Origin of the sequence: Nostoc sp., from assembly GCF_041747015.1 — a bacterium.
Taxonomy (GTDB): domain Bacteria; phylum Cyanobacteriota; class Cyanobacteriia; order Cyanobacteriales; family Nostocaceae; genus Nostoc.
Genome location: NZ_JBGTFY010000290.1, coordinates 1 through 13945, shown reverse-complemented (window position 1 = coordinate 13945; position 13945 = coordinate 1). Strand labels below are relative to the sequence as shown.

Below are 13945 nucleotides of genomic sequence, written 5' to 3'. Positions count from 1 at the left end.
GGTACTGAGTCAGTCAAAATTGCGGCTTTGGCAGCTTGAAGTTGCATAACTCCAAGGCGGCTAAATTTGCCTTCTTTAAGTAACCCTCCGGCGGTAATTACTTCTTCATGCAGTCTCTGGCTATCGCCTCCCAATATTACCAATCGTCCGTAAGCAATGACAGCTGGAGCTTCTAACACGGAATTAGGCACTATACAAGCAGTGACGCGGTGTAGATATTTTTTGCCTTGTCTCGACCACACTTCCGCCCGTAACAAGCGTAAACACATTTGCACGAGTCGATGGTTTAAGTGTGCCAGCACTACATTGTCTTTCCCTCTAGCTAGTTCTGGGTCAAATACAATCGGGCGAATTTCTTTTGTATAAGGATGAGCTAAACCTTCACTGCAAGCTGCCCAACTACTTTTGAGTGCAGGCAAATAAAAGCAGTTGCCGTTTACGCCTTCAAGGGTTGCGGTAATTAATGGCGGCTGTTCGGCTAATTCCAAACCAATTTTTACTACCGACTCAATATTTTCTGGAGTAAGTCTTAAATTCTGGCGGGTTTCTTGTAACTGTTCGCGCAGCTTGTCAATGCGTTCTCTAACTTTGCGCTCGAACTTCAACATCCGGCGTACTGATTCGGATTCTCGTTCTGCTGTGGTGGTATCTAGCGTTGTTCGCCTTCCTAGCATAGCTTCTTCAACTTGCGTAGCGATTACAGACCCAACTTTGCCCAAATCTTCCCGAATATTATTTACTTTCAGCGCCGCCCTCATTAAAAACTCTAAATCTCCTTCTAGTTCTCCAGGGCGCGTCGTCCCTCCTGCAACTTGGTTTTTATAATTCTGTCCAACAAAGTGGTGGATTAATACTTCTTTAGCTTTTTGACCGTGACGGTCAATGCGTCCATTGCGCTGTTCTAGGCGATTGGGATTCCAGGGAATCTCGTAATGAATGAGCTTTGAGCAGTAATTTTGCAAATCCACTCCTTCAGAAGCGGCATCCGTGGCAAGTAGAATGCGGACGCTAGAAGTTTGCGGATGAGCTTGAAATGCCGCTTTAATTTGTTCTCGATCTTCTGACTTCATACCGCCATAAATCGTCAGCAAGCGATCGCCTTGTACCAAACCTTCGGCTGCAAGTAAGTTGTACAGCCACTTTTGAGTTGCCCGGTATTCAGTAAAAATTAAAACTCGTTCTTCTGACCACTCGCCATTAGGTCGAATATAAGTATTAATCCAATTTAGTAGTTCTTGAGCTTTGGTATCAGGACGTTTTGAAGCATCCCTAGCCCAGTGCTGCATTTGCTGTAATAATTCTTGTTCTTGGCTACTTAGAGGATGAAATAGTTGGCTAGTGTTGGCGATCGCATCTTCGGTAACATCTTCATAAACAGTATCATCAGCAAATTCTTCTTCAACTTGCTCTAACTGACGGCGCAAGATGCCTTCAGTCGGTTTAGCTATATTTGCATTACGGCGACGAGCGTTATTAAGCGATTTCTCGTGTTGAGCTAGGGTAATAGCGAAAGCTTCAGGAGACGAAAAAAGTCGTTTTTTTAATAGTTTAAGTACAAATTCTGTGGCATATTTTTCTATGCTATTTTTTGCTCCTTGACAGCGACTTTGGGTGTAAAGCTTCAAGTTAGCGTGGACTTGATGCTCTAAGGCTGGGTAACTTACAGGTATAGCTATTAATTTGCGCGCCGGGAAACGGGGAGATCCATCCCAGTCTTGAATTTCTTGCTTTAATCGCCGTACCATAACTGCATCTAATTGATTGCGATCTGGGGCGACCCCACGAGCAAATCGTTGATTGTCTAATAACTCTAATAAAGCTGTAAAACTTTCAGGATAGCCGTTGTGGGGGGTTGCGGTTAAAAATAACTTGTGTTCAAAGTGAGGTACTAATAAACGTATTGCCGCAGTTCTTTGGGAATCAACAGCATATTTACCAGTCCCAGAAGGAGCGATGTTGTGTGCCTCATCGACAATTAATAGGTCAAACCGACGCGGGTAAATTGGTTCTCCTTCGGCTGGTAGTAACTCGCGTAGCAAACGCAACGGGCGATCGCGTTTGAGAAAGTCTATGGAAGCAATCAATCTAGGGAAATGCTGCCAAGGGTTAATGTGAATGCCTCTTTGCCGCCTTAACTGTTTAAATAGATCGCTATCAACAATCCGAAAATCTAAGCCAAATTTATCGCGCATCTGCTCTTGCCATTGAATTTGCAAGGAAGACGGGCAAACAATCAAGCTCCGGTGGCAGCGACGGCGAATAATTAGTTCTTGGGTAACTAATCCAGCTTCAATAGTTTTTCCAAGTCCCACATCATCGGCAATTAGTAAATTGACGCGGGGCATTTGAATTGCTCGTACTACCGGGTCAAGTTGATAATCTTCAATATCAATGCCGCTTTGAAAGGGTGATCGCAATGTCCGAATATCTGCCGATGATGCCGCACCCCAGCGAACAGCATCAAGGAAAGCATCTAATCGTGCTGGATCGTCAAAGCCTGTAGGAGATGGTAGTTCAATTTTCTCATAGGTATACGCGCCGGGTTCTAACTCCCAAATGACTTGTAGTTCTTCTCCTTCCGCATCATCTTCGATAGATAAAAGCGTTACTAGATGTTGAAGTGGCTCTAGTTTGGTTGAAATTGGATCGAAGAAAAGGGTAGCTTGCTGTACTTGATTGACAACATACTGCCTTTGGCGGATATTGACCAACTGACCTAGTTCTGGGAGCGTAGTGATTGGACTCATATAACAGTCTAACTATAGAATTGCCAGGTATTTAAGATTGATTGACTATAACTTTGCGATCACTATTGTCTCTTTAATAAGATAAAACCTTTAAGGGGAGTGTACTTTTACCTAACACGCTTCAGCAGTGAGTTCTTCAATTATTGCTAGCGCCTTGTCAAATCCTGTTTGTTGCCTTGGGTTTCTAGGTCTCCAGTAATTGAAAGCGCCGGGAACATCGAGTATAAATGGCTCAAAGAGGATGGGATGTTCAAAAACGTGTCCCATTGGGGGATTACCACTGTAATAGTCTTGACGAATAGTTGCATAGGATTCATCTCCCATCCAGCAATGGCGCTCTAGATCGCAATTCCATAATTGAGCATTAGTATAGGCAATACAGTCAGTTAGGATTGCCGCGCCAATAATTGCTAACTTAGGACATTCATCGATATTCATTTCTAAGTCGCTGAAATAAACATCATAAGCGCGGCTAGTAGAGGAATGAAGCAGAACTAATCCCCGAAAGTTTGTTCTCCAGGAGCGCAATTCTATTTGTTTAGACCCTTCAGCAATAAGACGGGCAAAGGGTCCGGCAATGGAGAGGGCGCGGACATTTTGAATAGATTGTTCTTTCATAAAAATATATAGATATAAGCGCAATCTTTATCAGTTGCGGGGTAAAATTTTCAATTTTACAAATTAGTCATTAAGCTATTAATTCAGTTGGAAGTGTACTGCACTAATAACTCCTGACCGCGATCGCCCATCTGTAATAAGATTGCCTCAATCTTTTGCATAGCAAGGGGTGATGGAGTCACCATCGTATTTTCCCATCGGTTGGTACTTGAGCAAGTAACCCCCAGTGATAGCGCTAATTGCTCTTGAGTTAATCCGCGAGATGCGATCTCATCTCGCGGATTAACTCACCTGCTTCTGGTTGTCTTATAGTTAGAGATTTAGTGAGAAGCATTTGATTTAGAAATATTAAATATAATGTTTTGCTTGCCATATCATATTGGGCTAATTGTGCAGGTGTAATCAGTAAGGGTACGGATTGATCACAACATTTACTTGTTAGGACAAATAAATATCAGTGCAATTACCAACGATAAATTTCTTGCTTTCTTGCTTGCTTTCTTGCTTTCTTGTGTGGGTCAGTTCTGCTTTGTTCATCCCTTATATCCATAAACGTTTATGGATATACTAACAACAACGTAGTAACTTGGGGTAACTTGGGGGTGTAGTCAAAAGTAGTTGGTAGCGGGATAAGGTTGCTCTTAGGAAAGCTTGGAGGCTAAAATTGCTTCTTTATATTGCAGTGTGACAAAAGCAGTCAGGAGAAACTGTGACACCAGAAGAAATCCTCCAATACATATGCAACTAGCTTTCGGGTGTAGTCCCGAAAGCTAGTTGGGGTGAAACGTCGCTGTTTTACAATCCTGGTAGCGTGTTGCCCAACGGTGTTTATTTTTGCACGCTCAAGCAACATAACGGCGAAAACGACAAAGCATCAAATCTCGATCGAGAAGGTGTATTTAGAGTTGCTATTGGTCTTAGCCCCAAAACCTACGTTTGCTTATTTGGTCAGAAACCAGCACGCCCTGGCAAGGGTAATATTATTGCAACAGGTCACGACTTTACGAAGTTAAATGAGCTTATGCCGCATCCGATTTACGCTTGGATGTCCTGGGTACAAATACTTTCTCCTAACCGAGATAAGTTCGAGGGTATTTTTCCTCTGATTGAGGCGGCACACAAAGAAGCAGTCAAAAAGTTCGAGAAAAAGACTGCTACTGGCACCCATGCACTCGACCGTTTAGAGTCGATCGGTTGAGTTTGAGAAGCGATATGCGGCGCGTGATGGGCAACGTTAAACGCGACTGTTTTTGAGCATAAATGCTAGTGTAATTATTTTTAGTTTTTCATGCTGATTTAATGTCAATCCCAAGGATATGCTCAACAAATAGGCTTTCTTTAACACTGCAAACACTGCCATATTTCTATTTGGCTTGAACGCTACCCGCTTACCAACTGGTTCTGACCACACCCAGAGGAACTTAATCTACAACCAACTACTTTTGACCACACCCGTAACTTGGCTCTGTTCTGCTAAAATAATAACCATAAACGTTTATGGAATTATGGCTTGGCATAACCGCTACATTAACTCCATCTCCAACGCTGGCTTGCGTCTGACTATTGAATTCAAGCGTCGAGACTTGCTATGGAAATCACCTCAACCCATAACTAATCCTCAGACAGGAGAAAGAGTATCCTTACCACTCCGTCTCTCGGAAACTGTATCGGTTAGTCCCAACGTGCTAGATATCCTCAAACGGGAAGCCGCCTTTGTTGAAGTTGAAATTGAAATGATCGCCCTAAACGGCACTAAGCAAACCTTAAAGCAAACTGTAGAAAAATTAGTTTGGCACTTACGAGCGCCCCAAGAATTTTTTCCCAGAAAAGAGGAAGAATGTAGTGAAGAACATTCACTTAGTAAAAGTCTCAGCACAGGAGGCACAGTAATCGGAGAAGAAGACGGATTTATCGCCGTTACAAAACGCTCCAGCGTAAGCATCAATAGCCTAGTCTATCGTTTAGCTGTGGGTATGAAAGGATCGGATGCAGACGCAACTAGGTACATTGGAGAATTAGCAGCAAATGCTTGGGAACAGGACAATGAACGTGCGGTTAAACTCTATAAGCTGGTGATTAAAGCGAAAGAAGGCTATGTGCTGGATGAGGAAGTGCCTAAAGCATTGAAAGCAAGCGCCAGTGTGGGACAAACAGTAGAATCAGCAGTATTGCGGAGTGCTTGCTTATGGCTGGGAATCGACCCAAATGCGCCGCTTAAGCGTCAAAGAGGCAGACCTAAAACGCGATCGCGCGACGAGGACGGTAATGCTACGAACGCAGGGGAAGTAATCGAACTTACTTTACAACCAGATGAAACAGTCACAGGTAGATTGATTGCTGATTTTCAGGGATTAGTCAAGAACACGAATTTAGCCACTTTAACATTGAGCAAGCTTGCTGAGATACTTGTCGCATTGCGCGATCGTGAATTAGTAATTGACGCGCAATTATTAGAAGCCTACTTGGAAGCAGTGGACGAGGATTGGCGCGCCAAGGTTGCTCAAGAAATTGGTTTAGAGGACAATAATGAGGAAAAAACTAATCCTTGGGCAGTGTTAGGGTTAGATTCTGGTGCATCAATAGAAGAAGTGAAAGCTGCCTACAGAAAGATTATGAGGCACGTCCACCCGGATACATCAGGAATGCCACGATGGTACGCGCAAACAGTGAACGATGCTTACCGTAAAATAATGGAGGGATTTGAAGATGTCTGAAGATAAAAAGAATTTGCCAGTAAAGAGAGATAGTCGCTCTGGGTTTTTAGATAAAGTGCGTTCCAGTAAAGCGATTTCTGCGGCTCCCAAACAAAAAATGCTTAAAAGAGCGATCGCACATACTGAACGCCCCCGGTTGCTATTTGCGATGGATGCTACAGCCAGCCGCGAAGCCTGTTGGAATATTGCTAAAGAAATTACTGGAGCAATGTTTGAAGCTGTGCCTGGGGAGTTGGATGTTGCTTTGGCTTATCATAGCGGTGGACGGTTGCAAGAGATGACACCTTTTTCATCAGAAGCAAGAGCTTTTTTGGATAAAGTACAAGCTGTACGTTGCTCTGCTGGTAGGACAGCGCTGAATGAAATTTTAGATAAAGCGGCCCAAGCGCCCAGAATCAGAGCCATAATTTATATTGGCGATTGTTTTGAGGAAGATCCAACTGAAGCTGTAGAACTTGCTCAACAACTTAAATTGAAAGGCGTTCGTTGTTTCATATTTCACGATACTAGCTCTCAAGCTCAAGGCTATGACACCAAGGCAGCACGTAAAGCATTTGAACAAATTGCTCAAGTAACTGGCGGCGCAATTTTGCCCTTTGATGAAACTTCGCCAAACTTAGTTAGAGAGTTGTTGAGTGCGATCGCACTGTATGCGGCTCAAGGGATCAAAGCCCTTCAACAGCAAACTAAGCTGTTACCTGCTGCGCGGCTGTTGTTGGAGCAGATGAAGTAGAACCAACGTTTTCAGCTTCAGCAACAAATAAAATTAGAGTTAATCCATAAACGTTTATGGATTTATAGTTTATAAATGAGTTTATGGATTTGATTTATAGTTTATAAATGAAATGAATAGAGGTGCGGTCAAAAGTAGTTGGTTGTGGGGTTAAGTTATGAATATCAAAGTTTGGAGGCTAAAACTGCTTCTCTATGTGGCAGTGTGACAAAAGGAATCCTGAGTAACTAATGACACTGCTATGACTACTGCTACAAATCCTGACTACACTGATGTTGCCCAAAAAATCGGACAAATGCTGTTTCAAGCACTGTGGGAGGGAGAGCCAAATTTAGATAAGAAGGCGCGGGAACAAGGGTAAAATAATCAACAAACTCCTACGGAGGATAGGATTTCTAGTCATATCAATGCTTTTAGCGGGTCTGGCAAAGCTTGTAGCCAAAAAGGAGAAATTCCGTTTAAGACTCTTAATCGGAATGTTATACGGAAAAAATCTGGATAACACCAAAGGATATACCGAAAAGTTCTATATAATCCTGCCGCGAAGGGTAGCTATACGGAAAAATTCAGCATAATATCCGAATAGGAACGTAAAAAAGAAGTTTTCCATATATTGCAAACAAAGTTCGCTGTAATGCTTGATATATGGGAAAGAGAAAAAGATTATCAGGAAACTTTCCGTATAATGAATAGTTATGCACCAGCCTTGCTTGAACTCTAAATCTTCTAAATGTAATCTATTGCTCTAATGTTTATTTGAGTAAGGTTTGATTCTTATGACACTCCCCACAACTAGATTAAGAAATTTCTTGTCAGCGAATGAATGGAGGAAAGCAGATACAGAAACTGCTCGTTTACTATTTGATTTACAAGGAGAATCAGACTACGGAGATGGAAAAATATATTCCGAGGTAAGATTTTCGGGCTGGGACAACGTTTCTTGTGAGGATTTACACGAGATTAATCAACTGTGGGTAGACTACAGCAAGGATCATTTTGGCTTTTCTATACAAAAAGAAATTTATCAGCGTATTGGAGTTACAAGGGAATATGACAGGAATACGTGGCAAAGATTTGGTAGTACCGTAGGATGGCGCGTGGAGAATGATAAATGGTGGAATTGTTGGGGACAGTGTACTTTTGACCTAACGGCACCCCAAGGACATCTTCCTTTGATGGGGGTGTGGTTGGAGGGGAATGCTTATGACGATAACGGGCGGCTTGATAAGTGGGGTGGTTGGAATCTAGGGATTGAAGATTGGTACAGCCAGGTAACTGATTGGCATGTGACGGATGTTGAAGATCGATCCCATTCCAAATTCTCTTCTTTCATGTCAAGACTTATAGGGTGTAACATTCATGCAGAACAATCCGCTTGCACACCGACCGTTTAGAGTTGATTGGTGTAGTTCGAGAGGTTACTAGCGGCGGGCGAAGGGGAACGTTAGACCGCTTAAAGTATGAATCTAATCCTCCGACCCACAACCGATGCTGATTTTGCATTTGCCTTCGAGGTAAAGAAGAATGCAATGGGTCTGCATATTTCGTCTCGGTGGGGTTGGGATGAAGAATACCAGCTTAATGTTCATAAGCAACGGTGGAGCGAAAAGCCCTGGTTCATCATAATGTTGAGAGAGGAAGTAATCGGAACAGTTTCAATTCATGAGCAGCCCGATTTCATCCGCTTTGGTGAGTTTTATCTCCTAAACGGCTTCCGAAGAAAAGGTCTAGGATCGATGATTCTCTCTGAGTTTCTAAAAGACTGCGATCAATCGAAGCGCGCGGTTCAACTTGAATATCTAAAGTGGAATCCTGTAGGCTCCTTGTACAAACGTCATGGATTCAAGGTTGTGTCAGAAAATGAAATTTACTATTTCATGGTACGTGAGCCGCGCTCATAAGATGGTCAAGGCGGACGCAATTGAGCAGCTAATCGCTCGATCTTTTGTTTTTCAGTATTAGCGATTTCTTCTGGACACAAATATCGATCGCCCCCAAGCTAAAATGGAAGCGTCAAGTCGCAGCGAGGTCAATCCCATGACATTAGGACAACCCCGCTATAGCAAAGAAGAGTTCGCCGAGCGCGGTGATGCACTGTATGAATCAGAAATTCGAGCGCAAGTCGAAGAAGGTAATCATGGCAAGATTGTGGCGATCGACCCATATCGAGATGGTAAGTGATGTAATCTGGGCTAAAATCAAAGGGTCTGCGACTGCCTGAGTATGAGCGAAACCGTCTACATTGAAACCAGCATTTTAGGCTACCTAACTGCTCGATCTAGCCGAGATATTGTTGTGTCTGCAAATATTCAGATAACGAGAGAGTGGTGGGATACGCGCCGCAGTGACTTCCAACTCTACTCTTCTCAAGCAGTTGTGAAAGAGACCTCTCAAGGCGATGCTGCGATCGCATCTCAACGGCTGGAGATCCTTCGTAATTTTTCGCTACTTGACTTGAACCAGTCTGTACTTGATTTAGCAGAACAATTCTTGGGACGCAGTAATCTTCCCGCAAAAGCTGATGTTGATGCTGTTCACATTGCAACCGCAACTGTTCACGGTATGGACTACCTCCTGACCTGGAATTGCAAGCATATCGCCAATGCTCAAATTCAGGGAAAGTTGGCAGAGATTAGCCTTGATTTTGGCTACGAGTTACCAATTCTTTGCACACCCTATGAACTTCTTGGAGGTTGATTTATGTTTCAAGATGAGATTGTCGAAGAGATCCACAGAATTCGTGAAGAGTATTCACGTTCATTCAATCATGACTTGAGAGCCATATTTGCTGATTTGCAAAAGCAGCAGGCGGAGAATGGAAGGGAAGTTGTGAGCTTATCGCGAAAGCCTGGTCTAACAAAACGTTGGAGCGGACGGGCGAGAGATATTGGTGAGGATGCAGAGAGTGCTAGCCGCCGCTCAACTTAGCCGTTAGGTTTCGCAAACTCATTGGATAGGAGAGCGTAGTGAACTACACTAAAAGCTATCTTTGAGGAGAATTAATGAAAGCAATTGTATGTACAAAGTATGGATCTCCTGATGCTATGCAGCTTAAGGAGGTAGAGAAACCTACTCCCAAAGAAAACGAGGTGCTAATTAAAATATATGCGACAACAGTAACGTCAGCAGACATACGTATCCGAAAGGCTGACCCATTCCCGATAAAATTTTTCTACGGTTTCACAAGACCTAAAAACAACACGATACTAGGGTCGGAGCTAGCCGGAGAAATTGAAGCAGTTGGTAAAAATGTAAAACAATTTAAAGTAGGTGACACAGTATTTGCTGGTGCAGGAACCAGTCTTGGTGCAAATGCCGAGTACATTTGTCTGCCTGAAGAAGGAGCGGTTGCGATCAAGCCTACTAATATGACCTATGAGGAAGCTGCTACCATTCCTTTTGGGGCAACAACCTCATTGATTTTCCTGAGAGATAAGGGAAAGATTCAGAGCGGACAGGAAATCTTAATTTATGGGGCTTCTGGAGCGGTAGGGACGGCTGCCGTGCAACTTGCCAAGTTCTTTAGGACACAAGTGACTGGGGTATGTAGCACAGCAAAGTTGGAATTAGTGAAGTCTCTGGGGGCTGACAATGTTATTGACTACACCAAAGAGGATTTTACTCAAAGCGGCAAGACCTACGATATTATTTTTGACACAAGTGGCAAAAGCCCATTTTCAGGTTGTCTAAGCTCACTAAAAGGCAATGGACTCTATCTCAGAGCGGTTCACATAAATCCATCTCCGATACTCCGAGGGCTGTGGACTTCAATGACAAGCAGCAAGAAAGTAATAGGTGGGGTAGCGATGGAGCGTAAAGAAGATCTGATTTTTCTCAAGGAGTTAATTGAGATGGGAAGGATGAAGTCGGTCATAGACAGGCGTTATCCACTAGAACAGACTGCCGAGGCTCACAGGTACGTCGAACAAGGACACAAGAAAGGAAATGTAGTCCTTATTGTGGAGCAAAGCAACAAAACCTAACAAACGCGCTGCACCGGAACGTTCAATAGAGTCTATTGATTTGCAAAACTTGTCTGCGTCCGGTGAGTGCGAACGTTAAACGCGATTACTTCTGAGCATAAATGCTAATGTGATTATTTTTAGTTATTCCTGTCGATTCAATATTAATTCCAGGGATATACTCAACAGATAGGCTTTCTTTAACACTGCAAACACTATCGTATTTCTAGTTGGCTTGAACGCTACTAGCGATTATGCCAAGCCATTAATCCGTAAAGGTTTATGGATTAATTTAGTATTATGGATTAATTTAGTATTTTTGTTCTGTATTGCAAACCGACAATAAAATTAGATCCAGAAGTTGCGGATGCGATCACTGTTTTAATTGAATTGGTCTACAAACCAAGAAAGGAGTGACTACCGTTCATTAAATTCGTTTAACAATTCTGTCAAACTCCACCCACATCCGTAGACTGACTCATCTCTTTGAGTTTCAAGAATAGTCTCTTGCTCAACTACTGGCTCTGATGGCTGTTGCGTTTCCATTGCGGCTTGTTGAAGTGCTTCAACCGCTTCTTCTATTGCAGAATCATTTGATAGTGGCGGTGGGGTTTGGGGTTTAGTTGGGCGCTTAACTTTGAGGATATTCTTGGAATTCATAAAGAAGATGAAAAGTCTTGCAAAGATTGTGGTTAGAGCGTTGTAGCACAATTAAACCAATTCTAAACTATCTTAAATGCGATCGCCTGCAATTGAAGTGTTAAGCGGTAATAGAGATATTGATAAGAATTGGCAAAAGCTTTAGGAGAGTTTTTTCATGTATCTCCAGCTTTGTTTAGTTAGGGCTGAGGTTTGAGCGCCAAATTTATTTAGCAGGAGGACCGGATGGCTGAATGTTCGTCTGGGTGCTAACTGCTCCAATCGTATAGAGAGCTAATGGGATTACCAATATTAATGCTAGTAGCAGCGCCAACCCTTTAACCCAATTCGTTTTCGGGCGACCTTTGACAGGGTACTCGCAGCTTAAACAAATTTCTGCTTCAGAACTATTGAGAGTTCCGCATTCTTTACAGGGAACTAAAGCCATTACCTTAAAATATTGTGCTAGGTTAATTGAGCAATTTAAACACTAAAGTTTTGAGATGCGATCGCTTCGTCAATTTCAGCGCGTTCTTGAGCGTAGTAAGTTTGGGCAACTTTCAAGTCATCTTTGGTTAAATCTGGGTAATCGCTCAACAAGTTTGCTTCGGAGCATCCATCGTTACACAAGGCGATCAATTTCCAAACTGGGATCTGCGTCCGACCTATACAAGCGTCTCCATTACAAATTCCATCAGTCTTTCTAATTTTTGTCTTCTTCATGTGTTGAATGCTAATGATTTTAGTGACTTTCGTCGATTTCTGTACCTATTTTCTATGATAGGGCGAAGCTTATTAATCGGTATAGTAGGGTCAACAAGGTTTTTGCAGACAAATACTTTGACTAAAAAGGGTTGTTGCTATTATCATCAGCTACTTGTTCATCTTCTTCTGTGGCTTCTTGCAAAAATAAAATTGCTAATCTTCTATAAGTCCCAGGTCCAATGTATTGAGGGTAGGTATGCGACAAGCTATATACCCATACTAAGTTTTCACCATCAAAAACCCTGATATCTTCCCACCAACTTTTGCAATTAGGTTTGAGAGAATTGGCAGTATGTACGGCATCTGTCCATCTTTTAAACTCCTGCGAAAATCCAGCAGTTACGACTCGAAACATGAAATTTGAATATAGCTTAGTATGATAATTCTTATTTTGACTTAACCCGCGCAAATTGTTCGCGCGTTAATGAGCGATGATCGCGAAGCATTTGCATAGCATGGACGTAAAGGAGCATACCGCCTTCGGCATTGCCTGTAAAAACCAGGATAATAGAGAGGTAATAGTACAAAAATAGTACAGATTGAGAATGCACATCATCTGGTTTAGGCGCGACTTACGCCTGAGTGACAACGAGATAGTCACTTTATCTACCGCCGATAACGCTGAAGTTTTGCCCTGCTTCATTATCGATCCTTGGTTCTATGATAGGGCAGAAGTGGGCAAAGCCAGAGTTAGATTTCTGTTTGAGTCTTTAGAAAATCTGGATAGCAACCTCAGAGAGCGGGGCAGTCAGCTTTACTTGTTTGAAGGAAATAGCACTGACGTAATTGGGGAGCTTACACACCAATTACTCCAAAAAGGCGATCGCCCCAAACTGTTCTTTAATCATGATGTGCAGGTGCAGCATGGGATAGAACGAGATCGCCAAATCATAAATTTGTACCGCGAACATAGCCTTGAATACCACCAAGGACTGAACAACTTCCTACAAACTAATGGAAACCGCCGCGATGAGTGGATGGACGAATATTACACCTATTTACGACAACCGCTACATCCAACCCAAGAACTCATTAACACCCCTAAGCTAAACCTCAATATCCCGCAGCTTACCTTCAGCGATTTGAAGCAAAAGTACAGCCAGTTTTGGGAGTTAGAGAATACTTATTTTAGTGGCGGTGAGACACAGGCTAACGCTACACTAGACTCATTTTTAGATTCCCGTTTTCAAGGCTACCACTGGAAAATCTCGCGCCCTTGGTTGACTCAGCAGGGTGCTACATCCCACTTATCGCCTCATCTGACTTTTGGTACTATCTCTGTTCGCCAAGTCTATCAGAGTACCAAAGCTAAAGCCGCCGAATTAGCTAATAATCCCAAAGCTCAGTTTTCGCTCAAGGCTTTCCGCGATCGCTTGCGCTGGCACGATAGTTTTACTCAACGGCTGTACTTCCATCCAGAATTAGTAGATACCAACCGTTACCGGGAGTTTGATGAGTATTACTCACCTGCCGAATTAAATGAGGAGAAGCAGGAGTTATTTGCTGCTTGGAAGGAGGGACAAACAGGTTTTCCCTTAGTAGATGCGTCAATGCGGCAACTCAAAACAATGGGCTGGATGAACTTTCGGATGAGGGCGATGTGCGCCACTTTCCTGTGCATTAACTGTGGCATCTCTTGGCATCATGGGGCTGAACACTATATGCAGCAACTAATCGATGGGGATCTAGCGATAGATCATTTTCAATGGCAAATGCAAGCAGGAGTGACTAATCCGTTGTCCGATACCTTCCGCATCTACAACCCGA

General features: G+C 42.9%; 14 protein-coding genes and 1 pseudogene. 10 read left to right on the top strand and 5 right to left on the bottom strand.

All coding sequences use genetic code 11. The annotated features are described in order from the left end of the window. The coding region (drmD, locus tag ACEW80_RS23710; RefSeq protein ID WP_373528946.1) for a DISARM system SNF2-like helicase DrmD at positions 1 to 2747 on the bottom strand (2747 nt) is incomplete at its 3' end. Between the two features lie 111 nt (positions 2748 to 2858). Beyond that, entirely contained in the window at positions 2859 to 3365 is a 507-nt protein-coding gene (locus tag ACEW80_RS23705) for a hypothetical protein (protein WP_373528945.1), read from the bottom strand. A gap of 763 nt (positions 3366 to 4128) precedes the next feature. On the opposite strand from ACEW80_RS23705, the pseudogene ACEW80_RS23700 reads away from it, so the two are divergent. From ACEW80_RS23700 to ACEW80_RS23660, 9 genes and pseudogenes are all read left to right on the top strand, one after another. Then, positions 4129 to 4563 (top strand): annotated as a pseudogene (locus ACEW80_RS23700) (DUF6194 family protein); the annotation flags it as partial. Between the two features lie 175 nt (positions 4564 to 4738). Beyond that, positions 4739 to 6079 carry a J domain-containing protein gene (locus tag ACEW80_RS23695; protein WP_373528944.1) on the top strand — a complete coding sequence of 447 codons (1341 nt, stop codon included), beginning with the start codon at positions 4739 to 4741 and terminating at the stop codon, positions 6077 to 6079. After that, a complete protein-coding gene (locus ACEW80_RS23690; protein ID WP_373528943.1) occupies positions 6072 to 6812 on the top strand; it encodes a hypothetical protein in 741 nt (246 codons plus the stop codon). The genes ACEW80_RS23695 and ACEW80_RS23690 overlap by 8 nt, the downstream gene beginning before the upstream one ends. A gap of 776 nt (positions 6813 to 7588) precedes the next feature. Continuing rightward, complete coding sequence (locus tag ACEW80_RS23685; protein ID WP_373528942.1) at positions 7589 to 8206, top strand: GUN4 domain-containing protein; 618 nt, start codon at positions 7589 to 7591, stop codon at positions 8204 to 8206. 66 nt (positions 8207 to 8272) lie between these two features. Beyond that, positions 8273 to 8713, top strand: coding sequence for a GNAT family N-acetyltransferase (locus ACEW80_RS23680; RefSeq protein ID WP_373528941.1), 441 nt, complete (start codon positions 8273 to 8275; stop codon positions 8711 to 8713). Positions 8714 to 8849: 136 nt separating this feature from the next. Then, a complete protein-coding gene (locus tag ACEW80_RS23675) occupies positions 8850 to 8993 on the top strand; it encodes a hypothetical protein (RefSeq protein ID WP_373528940.1) in 144 nt (47 codons plus the stop codon). Positions 8994 to 9035: 42 nt separating this feature from the next. Then, positions 9036 to 9509 (top strand): type II toxin-antitoxin system VapC family toxin, encoded by a 474-nt coding sequence (locus ACEW80_RS23670; RefSeq protein ID WP_373528939.1) that lies wholly within the window; start codon positions 9036 to 9038, stop codon positions 9507 to 9509. A gap of 3 nt (positions 9510 to 9512) precedes the next feature. Further along, positions 9513 to 9740, top strand: a complete 228-nt coding sequence (locus ACEW80_RS23665) for a hypothetical protein (RefSeq protein ID WP_373528938.1) — start codon at positions 9513 to 9515, stop codon at positions 9738 to 9740. Between the two features lie 74 nt (positions 9741 to 9814). Continuing rightward, a complete protein-coding gene (locus ACEW80_RS23660; RefSeq protein ID WP_373528937.1) occupies positions 9815 to 10795 on the top strand; it encodes an NAD(P)-dependent alcohol dehydrogenase in 981 nt (326 codons plus the stop codon). 396 nt (positions 10796 to 11191) lie between these two features. Here ACEW80_RS23660 and ACEW80_RS23655 read toward each other — a convergent pair whose 3' ends face one another. The 3 genes from ACEW80_RS23655 to ACEW80_RS23645 all read right to left on the bottom strand — a co-directional run bounded on the left by ACEW80_RS23655 (position 11192) and on the right by ACEW80_RS23645 (position 12533). Then, a complete protein-coding gene (locus ACEW80_RS23655) occupies positions 11192 to 11434 on the bottom strand; it encodes a hypothetical protein (RefSeq protein ID WP_373528936.1) in 243 nt (80 codons plus the stop codon). 462 nt (positions 11435 to 11896) lie between these two features. After that, positions 11897 to 12136, bottom strand: a complete 240-nt coding sequence (locus ACEW80_RS23650; protein WP_373528935.1) for a DUF433 domain-containing protein — start codon at positions 12134 to 12136, stop codon at positions 11897 to 11899. 121 nt (positions 12137 to 12257) lie between these two features. Continuing rightward, complete coding sequence (locus ACEW80_RS23645) at positions 12258 to 12533, bottom strand: hypothetical protein (protein WP_373528934.1); 276 nt, start codon at positions 12531 to 12533, stop codon at positions 12258 to 12260. 190 nt (positions 12534 to 12723) lie between these two features. On the opposite strand from ACEW80_RS23645, the gene ACEW80_RS23640 reads away from it, so the two are divergent. Beyond that, positions 12724 to 13945: FAD-binding domain-containing protein (locus tag ACEW80_RS23640; protein ID WP_373528933.1), on the top strand; the 1222-nt coding region annotated here is incomplete at its 3' end.